General features: G+C 33.0%; 14 protein-coding genes. 7 read left to right on the top strand and 7 right to left on the bottom strand.

Features of this window, described 5'->3' with window-relative positions; translation table 11 throughout:
• Positions 1-53: 53 nt before the first annotated feature.
• Genes BXQ17_RS07175 through BXQ17_RS07160 form a run of 4 tightly spaced genes read right to left on the bottom strand, consistent with a single transcriptional unit; the run spans position 54 to position 4073 of the window.
• Positions 54-1430: a mannosyltransferase gene (locus BXQ17_RS07175; RefSeq protein ID WP_077809958.1), complete on the bottom strand. Its 1377-nt coding sequence runs from the start codon at positions 1428-1430 to the stop codon at positions 54-56.
• Positions 1430-2920 carry a cellulose synthase family protein gene (locus tag BXQ17_RS07170; protein WP_077809957.1) on the bottom strand — a complete coding sequence of 497 codons (1491 nt, stop codon included), beginning with the start codon at positions 2918-2920 and terminating at the stop codon, positions 1430-1432. The genes BXQ17_RS07175 and BXQ17_RS07170 overlap by 1 nt, the downstream gene beginning before the upstream one ends.
• Positions 2920-3612 (bottom strand): glycosyltransferase family 2 protein, encoded by a 693-nt coding sequence (locus tag BXQ17_RS07165; RefSeq protein ID WP_077809956.1) that lies wholly within the window; start codon positions 3610-3612, stop codon positions 2920-2922. Before BXQ17_RS07165 ends, BXQ17_RS07170 begins: the two co-directional genes overlap by 1 nt.
• On the bottom strand, positions 3612-4073 hold the full coding sequence (locus BXQ17_RS07160; protein ID WP_077809955.1) for a toxin-antitoxin system YwqK family antitoxin: 462 nt from the start codon (positions 4071-4073) through the stop codon (positions 3612-3614). The genes BXQ17_RS07165 and BXQ17_RS07160 overlap by 1 nt, the downstream gene beginning before the upstream one ends.
• A gap of 163 nt (positions 4074-4236) precedes the next feature.
• On the opposite strand from BXQ17_RS07160, the gene BXQ17_RS07155 reads away from it, so the two are divergent.
• Positions 4237-5118 (top strand): hypothetical protein, encoded by an 882-nt coding sequence (locus BXQ17_RS07155; protein ID WP_077809954.1) that lies wholly within the window; start codon positions 4237-4239, stop codon positions 5116-5118.
• A gap of 26 nt (positions 5119-5144) precedes the next feature.
• Positions 5145-6146 (top strand): fasciclin domain-containing protein, encoded by a 1002-nt coding sequence (locus BXQ17_RS07150; RefSeq protein WP_077809953.1) that lies wholly within the window; start codon positions 5145-5147, stop codon positions 6144-6146.
• Between the two features lie 225 nt (positions 6147-6371).
• Here the strand turns inward: BXQ17_RS07150 and BXQ17_RS07145 are convergent, their stop codons facing one another.
• Together BXQ17_RS07145 and BXQ17_RS07140 are read right to left on the bottom strand one after the other, a co-directional pair.
• Positions 6372-7994 (bottom strand): 4Fe-4S dicluster domain-containing protein, encoded by a 1623-nt coding sequence (locus tag BXQ17_RS07145; RefSeq protein ID WP_077811378.1) that lies wholly within the window; start codon positions 7992-7994, stop codon positions 6372-6374.
• Between the two features lie 4 nt (positions 7995-7998).
• On the bottom strand, positions 7999-9348 hold the full coding sequence (locus BXQ17_RS07140; protein WP_077809952.1) for an NAD(P)/FAD-dependent oxidoreductase: 1350 nt from the start codon (positions 9346-9348) through the stop codon (positions 7999-8001).
• A 173-nt stretch (positions 9349-9521) separates the two neighbouring features.
• On the opposite strand from BXQ17_RS07140, the gene BXQ17_RS07135 reads away from it, so the two are divergent.
• The 5 genes from BXQ17_RS07135 to BXQ17_RS07115 all read left to right on the top strand — a co-directional run bounded on the left by BXQ17_RS07135 (position 9522) and on the right by BXQ17_RS07115 (position 14892).
• Entirely contained in the window at positions 9522-10391 is an 870-nt protein-coding gene (locus BXQ17_RS07135) for a transporter (protein ID WP_077809951.1), read from the top strand.
• Positions 10392-10418: 27 nt separating this feature from the next.
• Positions 10419-11420: a glycoside hydrolase TIM-barrel-like domain-containing protein gene (locus tag BXQ17_RS07130; protein WP_149025876.1), complete on the top strand. Its 1002-nt coding sequence runs from the start codon at positions 10419-10421 to the stop codon at positions 11418-11420.
• Positions 11410-12819 carry a hypothetical protein gene (locus tag BXQ17_RS07125; RefSeq protein WP_077809950.1) on the top strand — a complete coding sequence of 470 codons (1410 nt, stop codon included), beginning with the start codon at positions 11410-11412 and terminating at the stop codon, positions 12817-12819. The genes BXQ17_RS07130 and BXQ17_RS07125 overlap by 11 nt, the downstream gene beginning before the upstream one ends.
• A 43-nt stretch (positions 12820-12862) precedes the next feature.
• Entirely contained in the window at positions 12863-14095 is a 1233-nt protein-coding gene (locus BXQ17_RS07120) for a POTRA domain-containing protein (protein WP_077809949.1), read from the top strand.
• Positions 14096-14166: 71 nt separating this feature from the next.
• Complete coding sequence (locus tag BXQ17_RS07115; protein WP_077809948.1) at positions 14167-14892, top strand: metallophosphoesterase family protein; 726 nt, start codon at positions 14167-14169, stop codon at positions 14890-14892.
• An 83-nt stretch (positions 14893-14975) separates the two neighbouring features.
• Here the strand turns inward: BXQ17_RS07115 and BXQ17_RS07110 are convergent, their stop codons facing one another.
• Positions 14976-18431, bottom strand: coding sequence for a pyruvate carboxylase (locus BXQ17_RS07110; protein ID WP_077809947.1), 3456 nt, complete (start codon positions 18429-18431; stop codon positions 14976-14978).
• Positions 18432-18594 lie beyond the last annotated feature (163 nt).

The following is an 18594-nucleotide window of genomic DNA, read 5'->3' as shown; positions in this document are numbered from 1 at the left end:
TTAGTGACCAAAATACAAAAAACTCAGTAGATAAGAAGAAGTTCGCTGTAATTTTACAATTTCTTCATTTTATAGTCTTGCCAAAGTTCGTAACTTATAAAAGAATAAAGCACAAAATACTCTAAGAAAACAATACATAAGTTTTCTTGCCAAGGTGTATTTGCATAGGCTTGATACGTTAAAATTATTAGTAAAGACCATACTACCGGAAACTTATATTTTGTAAATACACTTAAAATTAACGGAGTAGCAACGTACCAAGGATGCACGGTTGTTGCGGTAAAATAATAAAAACACAAACCAAATAGCATCGCAGTAATTAACTGAATGTTGCCTTTATTTTTTCTAAAAAAAGTTAGATACAGTAAAAAAAGTATTGTTAAAACAGGTGTTATTTTACCAATGATAGCAATTTCGTTGTAACCTCTAAAAAGGTAGCCTATTTCTCGAAAGATATAGTAAAAACTTGCATTAAATTCAAAGTTACGAAACCACAAACCAACCGAATTAGAATAGTTATCAATTAATTCTGATGAGAAAAATGGTAGGAATAACAAAGCCGTTACAATTAAAATGATACTATTAAATGCTATAAATTTTAAGAACCCTTTTAAATTGATTTTAAAACCCATCCAGTTTTCTTTTACTTTACTATGAACAAACCATTGAAAAAATAATGGTAAAAATAACAACGGAATTAATTTTACCGAAACCGAACATGCAATTAATATGGCTGCAAAAATCCATTTTTGTTGCTGCAATTTATACAAGGCCCAAACTAAGAAAAAGAGCATTACAGATTCGAAATGCAGATTACCAGTCATTTCTATAATTATAAACGGATTTAATACATACCAAAAAATGTTTTTAATTGGTAAGTTTAAATTTTGTAGAAGTTTTTTTCCGAAGTATAGAATTCCTAAATCTGCTAAAATAATTAGCGTTCTTAAAACAATTACAGACCCGAAGATGCTCTTGCTAGCAAATAGTGCAGCAATAAAAAAACATAACTGATTTAATGGCGGGTAATTGGTAAAATGACTTCCGTTTAAAGAACCCATACCAGCATACAATTCTTTTGCATCTGCAATGGGCTGTATGTTTTGTTGGATAAAAGTTTCTGGTAAAGATAAATACGGATTAAAGCCGTTTAATAGCATTCTTCCATCCCAAATAAATCGATAAAAATCTTGTGATAGATTCGGAATCGAGAATAGAAAAACCAAGCGAAATACAATGGCAATTGCAGCTAATGTTTCAAAAGAAGTTTGTTTGTTTTTTATCAGTATATAAAAACCGGTAAACAAAGAAAACCATAAAAAACACACGGTATAAAAAGCAGTTCTTTCAATAAAATATGCAAAAAGAAAATAAGCAATTATACTTAAACAAACTGCAAATGCTGTGGTGTATTTTTTTAAAAAAGCCATTATGCTTTAGAAAAAACAGATTTAAAAAACACGTAGCTAAAACCTACAAAAAGCATAAAGTGAAAAGGAAACAACCCGAAATCACCACCTTGATTTCCTACTACAAATGCACTGTACATTCCAAAAACAAAATAAATAGCTAAAATACCTTCTAAAACAACATGAATAGAAGGTTTCTTTTTGATGTATTTATTGTTTTTCCAACCGTCTTTAATGGTTTTAATATTAAATTTAGGAGTTCTCACAAACTCACTTTTCTTACCTAAATGCCCTTCTAAAACCGCAATAGTATTATGTAAAGAAAAACCCATTGCAATAGAGAAAAACGTAAAGAAAGCACCAATGTATTTTATAAAATTTTTAAATCCGCTGCCATAAATATTCTTGTACATATGCCAATAACAGATAAAAAAGATAAGCGAACTTACCACGAAGAAACTCATTACATAAAAGTAAATTTTAAGATGCTCGTATTCGTTTTTAATGTATAACATAGGTATACTTAAAACGGCAACTAAAAAAATACAGGTAAACATAGAGCTGTTTAGTAAATGCAATAAACTGTGAATTTTAGTTTTAAGAGAAACATTATCACTTTTTATAACACGTTTCATCATTTTTTGAAAATTCTCTGCACCACCTTTGTTCCATCTAAATTGTTGTGATCTAGCTGCACTAATAATTACTGGCAATTCTGCTGGTGTTTCTACATGTTCTAAATATTTAAACTTCCAGTTTTTCAATTGTGCACGGTAACTTAAATCTAAATCTTCGGTTAACGTATCGCCTTCCCAATTACCAGCATCATAAATACACTCTTTACGCCAAACACCAGCAGTACCGTTAAAATTGATAAAATGGCCTTTGCTATTTCTACCAACTTGTTCTAAAGTAAAATGTGCATCTAAGGCAAAAGCTTGTATTTTTGTAAGTGTAGAGTAATTTCTATTGATGTGTCCCCAACGAGTTTGCACAACACCAATGTTTTCATTTTTAAAATAAGGTACAGTTTGTAATAACCAATCTTTTTGAGGTAAAAAATCGGCATCAAAAATGGCTATGAATTCTCCTTTGGCAATTTTTAAACCTTCTTTTAAAGCACCAGCTTTAAAACCTTGTCTGTTGGTTCTTTGAATGTGTTGTATATCTATTCCTTTATCTTGAATTTCTTTGATATGTTTCGCAGTAGTTTCTACAGATTCATCTGTAGAGTCGTCTAAGACCTGAATTTCTAATTTGTCTAAAGGATATTCAATTTTAGCAATATTCTTTAGCAAGCGTTTCATTACATACAACTCGTTGTAAACAGGCAATTGTATGGTAACAAACGGAATTTCTTTTGGGTTAGAAAAATCTAGTTTTTCTGATGTATCTTCTTTCTTTCTTGCTTTTAAGTAATTAAAAAGTAAATTTAATTGAGCTATTGCGTACATTAAAATAAGCAAAAGAGATATAGAATAAATGATAATTACGATGTATTCTAAAACCATTATTTAAAACTGTATTTGAAGATCCAACCTAAAATTTTTATGCCCGCAAATATACTACCTTTTACGGTTCCTGAAACTTTAGAGACACCTATTCTGTTTCTGTATTTCATAGGTATTTCTACATAAGTTAGTTTTTGTTTTAATGCTTTTAATTGCATTTCTACTGTCCATCCGTAGGTTTTATCTTCCATTTGCAATGCCAATAACTTATTGTATTTAATAGCCCTAAATGGTCCTAAATCTGTAAAATTAGCATTAAAAAATAGTTTCATTAAGCTTGTAGCTAGCCAATTACCAAATATTTGCTGTGGCGTCATTGCACCAGTTTCTCTTAAATCTTTTACTCTTGCGCCAATTACAAAATCTAAATCTTGTTGCACGATTGGTGCAATTAATTCTGTAAGTTGTTCTGGGTAATCAGAGTAATCTCCATCTAAAAAAACAACAATTTCTGGCTTTGTTTCTTGTTTAGAAATGTAATCCATTCCTTTTAAACAGGCATAACCATACCCTTTTCTGTTTTCTGTTAAAACAGTTGCACCAGCTTTGGCGGCGTTTTCTTCAGTTTTGTCGGTTGAGTTATTGCTAACTACAATAATTTCGTCTACTATTTTGGGAATGTCTCTTATAACGTTTCCTATAGAATCTTGCTCGTTATAAGCAGGAATGATTACTTTAATATTTAAATTCATTAAAATTTTGCGTTCGGATTGTCTTTCTTAAAACTATAGTAAGAAGTCCATTCTCCAATTTTTTTATTAGACTTGTAGCGTTCAGATTTTTTTAAACGGTTGTTGTAGTATATTAGCGAATAACCATCTTTTAGACCATTCTTATACTGAATTTTTATTTTTTTGTTTTTAGAATAAAAAATCCACCAGTTACTTGCTTTATTGTTTTTATAACTACCTTCTTTAAGTAGGTTATTATTTTCGGTGTAAAAATACCAATAACCCGTTTTTTTACCACTATTAAAATGACCTTTTTTTTCTATGATTCCGTTTGTGTAGTAAAAAGTCCAATAATCTGTTTTCTTATTGTTTATCATCCATCCTTCGGATGTTAAATTTCCTTGATTATCGTAATTTTTAATAAATTCTTTTTGATGAAAGCCCGTTAGAAAAAATAAAATTGTTAGGTATTTAAAAAGCATACTATTTGGTTATGTGTTTAAGTTGTCGTTATAAAAAGTGTAAACTTTCAGGGGTTACTTTACATACGTAAAAAAAAATTTTTGGTTTTTTTTTAAAAAAATAAAACCGCACTTCTTTTTTTCTCGTAGGTATGGTGTCACTAACAATTAAAAAACAAACATTATGACAAAAAAAATGAATACACTTTTAGGTTTATGCCTTTTAGTATCGAGCTTTACAATAGCTCAGAGTCCGGTAAATGGTTTTATGAAAAAATCTGGTGAAGGTTCTGTAGTCGTTTCTTATTCTAAAGAAAATTACAGCAAAGTATTTTTAGTACCCAATGAAATTGATGGCGTACCTGTTTTTAACGATGTAAGTATTAGTAGTATTTCTTTATTCGGAGAAATTGGAGTTTCAGACAATTTTAATATTGTATTAAATGTACCTTACATTAAATCCGAAGGAAATGCATCTGATGCAGTTTTAGAAAACAACGGTTTTGAAAATGTAAGAAAAGGAGTACAAGATTTAAAAGTGTATGCTAAATACAGATTACACACTTTAAATTTTGAAAACAGTAGTTTAGATTTTATTGGTGCGGCTGGTATAGAAACACCAATTGGTAATTACAGTGCAAACGAAGGTTTACAATCTATTATAGCAATAGGTAACGAAGCAACAACCTACAATGCTTTTGGTATTGCTACGTATAAAATGAACTCTGGTTTTTTTGCAACAGGTCAATTAGGATACAGTGTTAGAGGTAACGATGTGCCAAATGCTTTATTAAGTGAGTTTAAATTAGGGTATGCAGCTTCTAAATTTTACGTAGATGCTTTTGTAGCAAACCAATTATCAGATGATAGTGGTGTAGATATTTTAGGCGAAGGATTTACAGGGTTTTTTCCTGCAACACGTGTAAATTATACAAGAATTGGTATCAATGCATTTTATCCTTTTACAGATTCAATTGGTATCACTGCGGGTACAAACACGTATATCTCTGGTAGAAATTTAGGAAAAGCTACAGGATCTTACGGTGGCGTTGTCTACTCATTTTAATTAAAAACATAATAAAACATACAATCATGAAAAATTTATACAAACTAAAATATATATTTATTACAATTTTAACAGTAAGCTTAGTATCTTCTTGTCAAACCGAATCTAGTTTCGAAGATGAGTTACCATCAATCGCAAATATTGCGGTATCTAATGCGGATTTTAGCACTTTAGAAGCGGCAGCAGTTGCAGGTGGAGTTGCAGGAGTTTTAAGTAACTCTAACCCAAATGATGCAAGCGGAGCATACACTGTTTTTGCACCAACTAATGATGCATTTGCGCGTTTAGGATTGAATGAAAATACACTTGGTGTTCTTCAAAAATCATTTTTAACAAACACTTTATTGTACCACGTTTCTAACGGAAACTTAGCCGGAAATACAATTAATGATGGCGGTACGTCTACATCTGCACTTTCTTTAGATAGAAGATTTATCGAAAGAGGAGAAGATACTTACATTAACGGGTCTAAAATTTTAGCTACAGATGTTACAGCAAGCAATGGTACTGTGCATGTAATTGATAAAGTAATGATTGCTAGTGGTGCAGATATTGTACAAACTGCAATTGCTTTACAAAGTGCTAACGTATTTACTTCACCAGAATTAACATATTTAGTAGAAGCTGTAATTTATGCAGAATTGGCAGAGGCTTTAACAGCGTCAGAAGGGAGCCCTTCTTTTACAGTTTTTGCTCCAACAGATCAAGCTTTTATTGATTTAGGTGCTGCCTTAGGATTGACATTTACTTCGCCTGCAGATATTCGTCAATTACCAAAAGAAACTGTACAACAAGTACTTTTAAATCATGTTATTGCCAACGATGGTAAATTTACTTCAGAATTAAGTGCAGGTACTGTAACTCCTTTAGGTGGAGACGATTTAACATTAGGTGCTTTTACAAACGGAACACTTACAGTTACAGGTGCTGGAAACGGAGGAGAAGTTGCAAATATGGGAATTCCTGATGTACAAACAACAAATGGTATCGTACACGTAATCGATAGAGTATTGTTACCAAACCTATAAAAACTTTTTTAGTTTTTTGATTTGAATTTATAAGCCACAGATTTTATCTGTGGCTTATGTTATTTTAAAAGGTTTATAGTTGATGTGGCTATTCAAGCTGAAGTATTAAAACGATATACTATTCATCATAAAGATTTTATCATCCTTAAATTTACGCTTTAAACAACCACAAAAAAAGGACGCCTTCTAGCGTCCTTTTTTATATTAAACTTGATATGTTGGTAATTATTTCTTGTTTACTAAATCCATTAAATCAACATCGTTTCCTAATAAAACATCAGTAGGATTTATTCTTCCTTCTTCCGGACCGTTTTCTAATTTTAAAACACCTCTTGGGCAAACTGCAGAACAAACACCGCAACCAACGCAACTAGAACGTACAATGTTTTCTCCTTTTTGGGCATAAGCTCTAACGTCGATACCTTGCTCGCAATACGTAGAACAGTTTCCGCAAGAAATACATTGACCACCGTTGGTTGTAATTCTAAATCTCGATTTAAAACGTTGTACAAAACCTAAATAAGCTGCTAATGGGCAACCAAATCTACACCAAACTCTATTACCAAAAATTGGATAAAAACCAGTACCGATAACTCCCGCAAAAATAGAACCGATTAAAAAGCCATAAATATCTTGAATTGTTTGTGTTTGAATGCCTAATACTTGCCCTTTGTTTGTAAAGAAAGTGTACAAAGCAAAACCAGTCATCACTAAAACAAATATTAATACAGAATGAATTACAATACGCTCTACTCGCCAAGAAAGTAAGGTTTTACTAGACAATTGTCTGTAAGGATCTCCTAGCGTTTCTGCCAATCCACCACAACCACAAACCCAAGAACAATACCATCTTTTTCCGAAGAAATAGACCATAACAGGCACAACTACAATGGTAAGTACAACACCCCAAACTAAAATAAATAAACCCAATCCACCGCTGGCTAATAATTCCTCTAAATTCCATTTAAAAAAGAAATCATAATCTAAAGGAAATGCATTTTTAAAGTCGTACCATGGTTTTTCGAATCGCACTAAAATTTCTGGAATCAAAAAAGCAAATACTATTTGAAAGAATAAAACAGATGTAGTTCTTAATATTTGGTATTTATTATGGCGATATTTAATGTACATTCTAACAGCCATTACTGTCATAACAACACAATATAAAAATCCGTATAAAAACCATTGGCTTGCAGGGTTACCGCTTATAAATTTACTAATAGGATCTACCAAATACACCCAATTTACAATGTAATCTGGGTAGAAGTATAGCAGTATGTAAAAACTAACTAGAAACACAAAAGCAAACCAACCAATCCAACCGCGATTGGTAGCAGCACTTAAAAAGATACCATCATTTTTAATACCAGGTTTTCCTAACAAAATTACATCTGGTACAATAAACATAAGTGCACCTATAATACCTAAACCAAAGGTTAAAAACCATGCCCAACCCGTTTGTTGTGCTGCAAAACCTTTACCAGCCTTTTTGGCAAGCGTATAGCTAAGACTGTGTGGTTTACCAGAGATTTTATATTGAAACTGAGCTCCTTTTTTCTCCCAATTTTTTGCTGCATCGTATTTTGCAATTAAATCATCGTAATGTTTATTAGCATTTGCATATGCTTTTCTAGTACGGCTAGAGAACTCAAATATAGACAAGTTGTCTTTGGTTACTACTGCTTGTTGCAGTTCTTTGGCAATTACTTCATTTTTATAGTTTTGACCCTTTAAAAAAGTATCAAGTTCTGTTTGATTTAAATTAAAATCACCTGTAAAAATTAAGGCTATAAAGGTGGCTAAACCTATAAGAAAAAGTAGTAATCCTGTTTGTTTTATTGCTTTCATCATCTTATGCTTTGCTAAAAATTCTTTTCCAGCTTTTCTTTTGTAGTTGTATATTGGTGTTGTTTTCTTTATTGAATTTTGCCACAATTTCTTTTTCGTGAAGTTTGTAAAATTCTGGGTCAAAATTTGCATCTGCTAAGAATTCTAAAACATGTGATATGTTTTGCTTTTCTGTAAGCCATTTGTCAAATATTTCATGGCGCATTCGAATGCCAAACGTATTAATTCCTAAGAATTGTTTAGTATCCTTATCAAAAGAAATGGTAATGCATTTATTTTCTGATGGATGTTTCCATTGAAAATACACTTCGTTTTCTTTCTTATTTCTTTCGCTAAACACCCAACCATATGTTTGATATTCAATGTCTAAAAATTTTGCAGAATTAAACCAATGCCCGGGTTTGTATGCTATTCTATTACCACAAATTGTTTCTGCTAAGGTTTCTCCCATCATCCTACCCGTGTACCAAACTGCTTCAATATTTCTTCTTTGACCGATGGCCTCATGTTGCTCAGCACAATCACCAATGGCATAAATGTTAGGTACATTGGTTTCTAAAAATCGATTTACTTTAACACCTCTGCCAAGTTCGATATTAGATTCTTTTAAAAAATCTATATTTGGGGTAACACCGGCAGTTAAACCAACAACATTACAAGCTATTTCTTCACCTGTTTCTTCAATAATAATAGAAGTTACACGTCCGTTTTTATCCGCTTTAATTTCTTTTAAGTTTGTGTTTAAACGCAAATCTATGTGGTGCTCTTTAATATGCTGATTTATCATTTCAGATTCTTGAGCAGGCAAAACACCGTTCCAGAAACTGGTTTCTCTCACTAAAAAAGTAACTGGTATTTTTCTACTTCGTAGCATTTCTGCCAATTCAATACCAATCAAACCACCACCAACAATTACGGCTCTATTACACGCTTTATTATCAGGGGCAAGTTGTTCTAGTTTTTCTAAATCTTGTTTATGATACATACCAATAACACCTTCTAAATCTTGCCCAGGCCAACCAAATTTATTAGGTTTAGAGCCTGTAGCAATAATTAATTTATCGTAGGCTAAAATTTCACCAGAAGCAAATTCAATATTACTATTTTCTGTATGTACTTTTGTTACCAAACCTTCTTTTAAGGCAATGTTGTTTTTATCCCAAAACCAGTTTTCGTAAGGCTGTGTGTGTTCAAATTTCATGTGTCCCATGTACACATACATTAAAGCAGTTCTAGAAAAGAAATATTTGGTTTCTGCAGAAACAATAGTAATTTGTTTGTCAGACTTTTTTCTAATGTGTCTTGCTGCAGTTACACCGGCAATACCGTTCCCAATTATTACAATATGTTCCATAGTTGATTGATTGTTGCTTTTATGTCGAAGCTAAAGTTAAGAACTTAAAACTGAAACTTCATTTTAATTAAATTTAGAATCATTATAAATAGATTTTCTAGAAAATGTTTGTAAGTATCTAAAAATTGTAAAGACTTACTTAAAAAATTTACCAACATTAAAATCAACCAATAATGAAAAAAGTTTTAAGTAAAAGTTTGTTTGTAGCCTTTTTAGCTATAGGTTTACAAGTGCAAGCGCAAGAAAATGATGCACCTGCAAAAAGCAATGTGCAAACGTATACGCCATCAAAATTATTAAACAAAGGGCAGTGGGATATTAAGTTTTTTAACAATTTGTATACAGAAACCAAAGGGAAGTTTAACGGCGTAAAAGCAGACAAGGCAAGAGAAAATTATTTTACATCAACTTTAGAAGTCTTTACGGGTGTTTCTGAAAATAATAGAATTAATGTAGGTGTATTGTTAGAGTATCGTTCTAATACAATTGGTGGTAGAAGTGCAACGGCAGTTTTCGATTTAGGCAATGATATAACAGCAAGAAAAGGGCTTTCTTCTTTTGCACCAGCAATTAAATTTCAGCCATTAGAAAATGTAGGAAATTTCTCGATACAATCTGCTTTTCACATTCCGATTATAGAAAACGAAACAGAAAATGGTGTTTTTTTAGACCAAACAGCTTATACTTTTCAAAATCGTTTTTTTTATGATTACACATTACCAAGTGGCAACTGGCAATTGTTTACAGAGTTAAATACCGAGTATAATTTTGGCGAAGAAGATAGTTTTGCAAACAAGACGTTTCTATTAGCACCCGGTATTTTTATGAGTTATTTTCCTTCGGATAAATCTACTGTTTTAGGTTTTGTGCAACACGCGCAACGCTTTGGCGATTTTACACAAGATTATACCGCGCTTGGTTTTGGTGGAAAATACCAATTAACAGACTTGTTAAACTTAGAGGTTTTGTATAGTAAATTCATACGTGGTAATGATACTGGTTTAGGACAAAGTTTTAACATTGGTTTAAGAGCGCTATTTTAACAAAAAGAAGTATTTTTATGGAGATTTATGAAAACAAAAAAAATTCTATTTCTCTTTGTAATTCTTTTAAACTTCTCTTGCAAAAGTCAGTCTAAAAAAATAAACGGAGTAAGCTTTGTAGCGTCAAGAGATACTATTAGCATACAACATATTACACCAGTTTTAAAGGCACAAAGCAATTATGTTGCATTGATGCCTTTTGGCTTTATAAAGAATTTGGCAACACCAACAATTACGCACAACACCAAAAGGCAATGGTTTGGCGAAACAGAAAATGGTTTGTTGCAATACGCAAAACGTTTTCAAAAAGAAAATGTACGCATTATGGTAAAACCACACATTTGGGTGTGGCGAGGAGAATTTACCGGTAATATAAAAATGGATTCTGAAGAAAATTGGCAAATTCTAGAAGATTCTTACACAGCTTTTATTTTAACCTACGCAAAAGCAGCAGCATCTTTAAATGCAGAAATTTTTTGTATTGGTACAGAGTTAGAGCAATTTGTTGTGAATAGGCCTGCATTTTGGCAGCAACTTATTCAGAAGATAAGAGCGGTTTACAAGGGTAAATTAACCTATGCTGCCAATTGGGATGAATACTCGCGAGTACCTTTCTGGAAAGAAATCGATTATATTGGTATAGATGCCTATTTTCCTGTAAGCGATTTAAAATCGCCAACAGTGGCAGACTATGAAGCGGGTTGGCAACCGCACAAACAAGCAATTCTAAAACTTCAAAAATCTGTTAAGAAACCTGTTTTGTTTACAGAGTTTGGGTATAGAAGTGTAGACTTTAATGGTAAAGAACCTTGGGATTCTAATAGAATAGAAGGTTCGGTAAATTTACAAGCGCAAGCCAATGCGTTGCAAGCAATTCACAATCAATTTTGGCAAGAAGAATGGTTTGCTGGTGGTTTTATTTGGAAATGGTTTCATAGACATGCTACCGTTGGTGGCGAAAAAAACAATAGATTTACACCGCAAAATAAACCAGCAGAAGAATTAATTAGAAAATTATATGGTCTTTAAAAAAATAGCATTTCTTTTTTTATGTTTGGCAATTGTTTCTTGTTCAGAAGATACAGACATTACCATACCAAGAACTTTACAAGAATACATTGCAACTAAAGCAAATGTTACCGAAAAAACAGTAGTTGCTTGTGCTGCAAGTGCAGTATCTAACACAAGTACCACCTATATTTTTTATTATCCAGAAGAAGGGGCAACAGATATTCGTTATTACGAATTAACATCGCCAGATGCAGACAAAGATAATTTCGAAAATTATAGAAGAGAAAGTTTAGATAGTGAAGCTGTTTTTGGTGGCAAATTAGGACGTTTTACACGTTCTAGCGAGGTAGAATCTTGGTGTTTGGTTACCTATGTAAAAGAAAACGAACTAAGAATTTCTGAACCTATAAAAATTAACAATCAATCTAAAGCTACAGAATATTCTAATGATGTTCAAATAGGATACAAATCTACCGTAGAGCCTAATTTTACATGGAATGATGGCAAAATCGATGAGAATGTTATTTATTTTGAAGTAATTTCTGATGAAGAAAATGAGTTTATATCTGGTACATATACCACAGAGAAGTTTTTTCAGTATTACGATGAAAGCAATGTTTTAGCATCGCCAAAGTTAAATGAAGCTGCACCAAAAGATTTGGTAGAAGATGAAATTTATAATTTTACCATGATGGGCGTAAGCGAAGATAATTGGGTTAACCTTATTATAGAAGATCAATTTATACCGCAAAACCTATCAGAATACATTGCAAAGAATTCCGATAAAACAATACAGGAAGATGCCATTGCATTTGCAGGTTCTGCAAACGGTAATGCGGCGCAAACCAATATTTATTTTTATCCGTTAACTGGTGCTTACGATTATCGTTATTACGAAACCGCAGATACTACTGTAGATCCTTTAGATTTTAGCAATTATACAAGAAGAAACTTTACAAGTGCAGCGCAGTTTGGTGGTAAGTTTAGACGTTTTACAAATGAGGTTACTACAAATGTGTATTGTTTGGTTACTTATCTTTTAGACGATACATTGTATATTTCTAAACCTATAAAAACAAAAAACGCAACCAAGCAAACCCAATGGTCTACTGCTGTAGATATTGCATACCCAAACACATTAGAACCTGTTTTTACTTGGCAAGATGGTACGTTTACAGATACAGACAAATATTTTGAAGTACTTACGTTAAATGACGATACTTTTGTAACAGGTACTTATACAAAAGACAAGCAGTTTGCGTATTATAACGAATCGAATATTATAGTTGCAGATAATATTCATACAAGTACACCTCCCGCTTTGGTGTTAGATAATTCTTATAAATTGTACATTTATGGTTTAGATACAGATAATTGGCTTAACTTAGTTATTCAAAATACATTTATAGCTCAATAGCGTGATTCAAAAGAATTTCTTGTTCTTATTTTTTAGTTTTTGCATGCAAGTAACATGTGCGCAAAAAACAACAATTGCTTCTTTAGAAATAGTAGGGCAAGATAAAATTAAAACAAGCTATTTAAAAAAGATACTAACCTCAAAACAAGGCGAAGTATTAGACTCTGTAAAACTGAATCAAGACATTACATTTTTAAAAAGATTACCTGCTGTTAGTCATGCTTATTTTAATGTAACTCGGTTGCCCAATTTAAAAAGCCATGTAAAAATTGGTATAGAAGAGAATTTTACGTTGTTACCAAGTTTAAATTTATGGACAACCACCAACAAACAATTCGCTTACAAACTCGGTTTGTACGAGTATAATTTTCTAGGAAACAATACTACATTTGGTGGCTTTTATCAAAATAATGGTTTTCATTCTTATGGTTTTACCTATCGCACACCCAATTTGTTTTCCAAAAAATGGGGATTGGCAATCAGTTTTAAAGACTGGAAAAGTGAAGAGCCGTTGTATTTTGGTGAAAAAACAGCCAATTACCTGTACAACAATACTTCGGTTGAGTTGCTAGGTTTGTATCAACTAAATTTAAAGCATCGCATCGATTTCGGAATCAGCTTTTTTTCAGAGAAATATAAATACTTGTCTGGTGAAACAGCAGCAGGTGTACCATTGGTGTTAGATTTAGATAAAAAACTTTTAAAACTGGTGTATCAATACAATGGTTTAGATTACTACTACCAATACGTTAGCGGTTTTAAAAGTGTCTTATACACGCAATATGTCACTACGCAAAACGATTTTCAAAATGATTTTTTAATTGCTTGGAACGACTTTTTCTATTACAAAAGAATTGGTGTTAAAGGCAATTGGGCAAATAAATTACGTTTGGGTATTGCTTCTAATGAGAATTCACCTTTTGCGCCCTTTGCTTTAGATAACAATGTAAATATTAGAGGTGTTGGTATTTTGGTAGATAGAGGTACTGGTGTTGCGGTTTTAAATTCTGAATATAGACATACCGTTTACGATAAAAAGTGGCTGGCAATTCAAACAAATGTTTTTACAGATGCAGGTACTTGGCGAGAACCAGGCGGACAATTAAGCGACCTTTTTAAACAAGAAAAATTAAGAGTATTCTCTGGAATCGGGCTGCGTTTTATCAGTAAAAAAATATACAATGCTACTTTTAGAATCGATTATGGTTTTAAAGTCTATGATACCAGAAATACCACAAAAGGAGGGTTGGTTTTTGGTATAGGGCAGTATTTTTAACCTTAATTTAAAGCAAATACTTAAAAAGTTAGCTAGAATCGTTTAGTTTTGTTTATTAAACAACACAACAAATGAGCATTTTTGCAATTGGAGACATTCACGGCGGTTTAAAAGCCCTAGTACAAGTATTAAATAAACTAGAAGTTACAGAAGAAGACACACTTATTTTTATGGGAGATTATGTAGATGGCTGGAGCGAGTCTGCACAAGTAGTTTCTTTTTTACTCGAGTTGTCAAAAAAAATCAACTGTATTTTTATCAAAGGAAATCATGATGTTTGGTGCGAAGAATGGTTAAAAGACGAAACTGTAAATCCTACTTGGTACATGCATGGTGGTAAAGAAACCATCGATAGTTATGATGGTTTTACTGCTGCAGAAAAAAGCAAACATTTAACGTTTTTCCAAAACCTATCGTTGTACCATTTAGACGATGCAAATAGGTTGTTTTTACATGCAGGTTTTACGTCAATGCACGGTGTTGCCAAAGAAATGATTCCAGATAATTTTTATTTTGATAGAACTTTGTGGGAAATGGCTTTGGCAATGGATGTTACTATTGATAAAAATAACCCAATTTATCCAAAGAGATTACAACATTATTCAGAAATTTATATTGGGCACACGCCAACAACTAATTTCGGAATACCTACACCTATGAACAGAGCAAATGTATGGAATGTAGATACAGGTGCTGCTTTTAAAGGGAAAGTCTCTGCCATGAATATTGATACAAAAACGTATTACCAAAGTGATGATTTACCAGGATTGTATCCAGATGAAAGAGGTAGAAACTAAACACAAGTAACTCTCTGTAAATTAAAAAGCCCGCTATTGCATAAAACAATAACGGACTTCTAACGTGAACTATTAAAAAAAAATTAACCTTCTAGTTGTAAGACCAAGTCTTCTGCATTAACCAATGTGCCTTCTTTTAAAATAAGGGCACTAATAGTAGCATCTTCGTTGGCAGTAATGGTGGTTTCCATTTTCATGGCTTCAATAACAAATAAAGGCTGATTTTTAACAATTTTATCGCCTTTTTTAACCAAAATGGTAGATAATAAACCTTGTAATGGCGCACCTATTTGGCGGGCATTCTCTTTATCTGCTTTTATATTTTGTACGGTTTCTACTTTTACAGAGGTATCTTTTATTTGCACAGATCTTCCTTGTCCGTTTACCTTAAAGTATACAGTAACCATTCCTTCTTCGTTGGCATCTCCAATCGAGTCTAAGGTAATTAACAACGTTTTTCCTTTGTCTAACTCAACAATAATTTCTTCCCCAACTTCCATTCCGTAGAAAAAGTTTTTGGTTGGCAGGTTAATCAAACTATCGTATTTTAAATGCTTATTGTACGCCTCTGTAAATACCTTCGGATACAATTTATACGATAAGAAATCTGTAAAATCAATAGGTCTGCTTAAATCATTTTCAAATATTTTTTTAAAATCTTTGTACTCGGCATCAATATCTATTGGTGGTATGTGGGCATTGGGCCTATCTGTATAAGGTTGTTCGTCTTTTAAAATTAGTTTTTGTAAATCTTTAGGGAAGCCGCCAACGGGTTGCCCTAAATCGCCTCTAAAGAAACTTACAACAGACTGCGGAAAAGAGATGGTGTTGCCACGCTCTAATACGTCTTGTACTGTTAAGTTGTTACTTACTAAATATTGCGCCATGTCGCCAACAACTTTAGAACTTGGTGTAACTTTTACAATATCACCAAAAAGTAAGTTAACGTCTGCATACATTTTGGTAATTTCATAAAAACGGTCTTCTAAACCAAGTGCTTGCGCTTGCGGTTTTAAATTCGAGTATTGACCACCCGGAATTTCGTGTTTAAAAACCTCGCCAGAACCTGCTTTTAAGCCAGACTCAAAAGGGTAGTAGTACTCTCTTACGGTTTCCCAATAATTAGAATATTCATTTAAAGAATCGATGTTAATATCGCTTGCTCTATCGTTAAACTTCATCATTTCTACCACCGCGTTAAAGTTGGGTTGCGATGTTAAACCAGACAAACCACCCAAAGCAACATCAACCACATCTACGCCTGCTTCGATGGCTTTTAAATACGTAGCTGCTTGTATAGAAGAGGTGTCATGTGTGTGTAAGTGAATCGGAATATTTACCGTTTGCTTTAAAGCACTTACCAACTCGAAAGCGGCATAAGGTTTTAACAAACCTGCCATGTCTTTAATTGCCAAAATATGCGCACCCGCATTTTCGATGTCTTTGGCTAAAGTAGTATAATATTTTAAATTGTATTTTGTGTTTTCAGGATTTAGAATATCGCCAGTATAGCATATCGAAGCCTCTGCCAATCCATTGGTTCTGGTTCTAACATGTTCTATACAAGGTGCAATCGATTGCATCCAGTTTAAAGAATCAAAAATTCTGAATATATCAACGCCATGTTCCCAAGACTGCTCTACAAACTTGGCAATTAAATTATCTGGATATGCGGTGTACCCAACACCATTAGAACCTCTTAGTAGCATTTGCAACAACACATTTGGCATTGCTTTGCGTAATAATTGTAAGCGTTCCCAAGGGTTTTCTTGTAAAAAACGCATGCAAACATCAAAAGTAGCGCCTCCCCAAACTTCCATACTAAAAATGTTGGGGTTGTTTTTAGCATATCCTTCTGCAACTTTTAACATGTCAAAAGTTCGCATTCTTGTGGCCAGTAAACTTTGGTGTGCATCGCGCATGGTGGTATCTGTAAAATGAATTTTCTTTTCATCTTTTAACCATTGTGCAAATGCATCAGGGCCTAATGCTGTTAGTTTATCTTTTGTACCTTCTAGATAGGCAGCATCGGCATCAAACTTAGGTACAATAGGTTTTATAAACTTCTTGGTTGTATCTAATTTTTTAACATCTGCATTACCATTTACAATCACATCGCCCAAATACGTAACCAATTTGGTAGCTCTATTTCTAGGCGCTTTAAACACAAATAAATCAGGAGTTTCTTTAATAAAATTAACCGTAACATCTCCTTTTCTAAAAGTTTCGTGTTTTAAAATATTATCTAAAAACGGCATGTTGGTTTTAACACCACGAATACGAAACTCTGCCATGGCCCTTCTTACTTTTCTGCAAGCACCGTCTAAAGTTCTACTATTTGCCGTAACTTTTACCAACATCGAATCGAAAAATGGCGAAATAATGGCACCTTGGTAAACGCTACCCGCATCCAATCGAATTCCGAAACCAGACGCACTTCTATACGTAGTAATTTCACCATAATCGGGTTTAAAATCGTTCTGCGGATCTTCTGTAGTAATTCTACATTGCAACGCATAGCCATTTATTTTAATCGCCTCTTGACTCGGTATTTTAATCTGTTGGTCTGTTAATTTATAACCACCCGCAATAAACAATTGTGTTTTAACCAAATCGATATTGGTAACAACCTCTGTAACGGTATGTTCTACTTGTATTCTTGGGTTTACTTCTATAAAGTAGATAGATCCATCATCATCTACCAAAAACTCTACAGTACCAATATTGTTATACTCTACCGCCTTACAAATGGTAATAGCGTAGTTGTACAAAGCATCTTTTGTTGCTTGCTTTAAATTGTAAGAAGGTGCAAATTCAATTACTTTTTGGTAGCGACGTTGCACAGAGCAATCGCGTTCAAATAAGTGTACGGTATTGCCATAATTATCGGCAACTATTTGTATTTCTATATGTTTAGGATTTTGCACAAATTTTTCTAGAAAAACAGTGTCGTCTCCAAAGGCATTTAGTGCTTCTCGTTTACTTTCGTTAAACGCTTTTTTTAATTCGGCAGCTTCTCTAATAACACGCATACCTCTTCCGCCACCACCAGAGGCTGCTTTTAGCATTACAGGATATCCTATTTTTAAGGCTTCATCCAATGCCGTTTCGATGCTGTCTAAAGGGTTTTCGTTACTTTTAATAACCGGAATGTTATTGGAAACGGCCACCTCTTTAGCCATAATTTTATCACCTAAAGATTGCAAAACAGCAACTTTAGGTCCCACAAAAATAATATTATTGTCTGCACATTGTTGTGCTAAATCTGCATTTTCAGATAAAAAACCATAACCAGGATGTATGGCATCTGCACCACTTTTTAAAGCAATTCGTATAATTTCTTTGATATCTAAATACGGCTTTAATGGGGCATTGTCTTCTCCTATTTGATACGATTCATCTGCTTTGTACCTGTGTAACGAATAGCGATCTTCGAATGTGTATACCCCAACGGTTTTTACATTTACCTCTGTACAGGCTCTAAAAATTCGAATGGCAATTTCACCGCGATTGGCAACAAGTACTTTTTTAATCTTCATTTTTTTGGGTATTGTTTTTAGTTTTTAGTAAAAATTTCTTGCTAAAGATACTAAGCGAAATCGATGTAGTTGGCTTTTTTTTGATTTTTTTTAAGATTTCCTTAACATTTAACGGTTTTATTGCTGATGTATGAATTCAAACGGGTTCATTTTATCAGATGAT

It is taken from the genome of Polaribacter sp. BM10, assembly GCF_002005425.1.
Lineage (GTDB): Bacteria > Bacteroidota > Bacteroidia > Flavobacteriales > Flavobacteriaceae > Polaribacter > Polaribacter marinaquae.
This window is presented reverse-complemented; position numbering and strand designations above follow the sequence as displayed.

Bases quoted from the DNA above. Each gene is read 5' to 3' on its own strand.
- BXQ17_RS07175 (WP_077809958.1), bottom strand. From the start codon at position 1,430: ATGGCTTTTTTAAAAAAATACACCACAGCATTTGCAGTTTGTTTAAGT.
- BXQ17_RS07140 (WP_077809952.1), bottom strand. From the start codon at position 9,348: ATGGAACATATTGTAATAATTGGGAACGGTATTGCCGGTGTAACTGCA.
- BXQ17_RS07155 (WP_077809954.1), top strand. From the start codon at position 4,237: ATGACAAAAAAAATGAATACACTTTTAGGTTTATGCCTTTTAGTATCG.
- BXQ17_RS07160 (WP_077809955.1), bottom strand. From the start codon at position 4,073: ATGCTTTTTAAATACCTAACAATTTTATTTTTTCTAACGGGCTTTCAT.
- BXQ17_RS07115 (WP_077809948.1), top strand. From the start codon at position 14,167: ATGAGCATTTTTGCAATTGGAGACATTCACGGCGGTTTAAAAGCCCTA.
- BXQ17_RS07135 (WP_077809951.1), top strand. From the start codon at position 9,522: ATGAAAAAAGTTTTAAGTAAAAGTTTGTTTGTAGCCTTTTTAGCTATA.
- BXQ17_RS07110 (WP_077809947.1), bottom strand. From the start codon at position 18,431: ATGAAGATTAAAAAAGTACTTGTTGCCAATCGCGGTGAAATTGCCATT.
- BXQ17_RS07130 (WP_149025876.1), top strand. From the start codon at position 10,419: ATGAAAACAAAAAAAATTCTATTTCTCTTTGTAATTCTTTTAAACTTC.
- BXQ17_RS07165 (WP_077809956.1), bottom strand. From the start codon at position 3,612: ATGAATTTAAATATTAAAGTAATCATTCCTGCTTATAACGAGCAAGAT.
- BXQ17_RS07150 (WP_077809953.1), top strand. From the start codon at position 5,145: ATGAAAAATTTATACAAACTAAAATATATATTTATTACAATTTTAACA.
- BXQ17_RS07125 (WP_077809950.1), top strand. From the start codon at position 11,410: ATGGTCTTTAAAAAAATAGCATTTCTTTTTTTATGTTTGGCAATTGTT.
- BXQ17_RS07170 (WP_077809957.1), bottom strand. From the start codon at position 2,920: ATGGTTTTAGAATACATCGTAATTATCATTTATTCTATATCTCTTTTG.
- BXQ17_RS07120 (WP_077809949.1), top strand. From the start codon at position 12,863: ATGCAAGTAACATGTGCGCAAAAAACAACAATTGCTTCTTTAGAAATA.
- BXQ17_RS07145 (WP_077811378.1), bottom strand. From the start codon at position 7,994: ATGAAAGCAATAAAACAAACAGGATTACTACTTTTTCTTATAGGTTTA.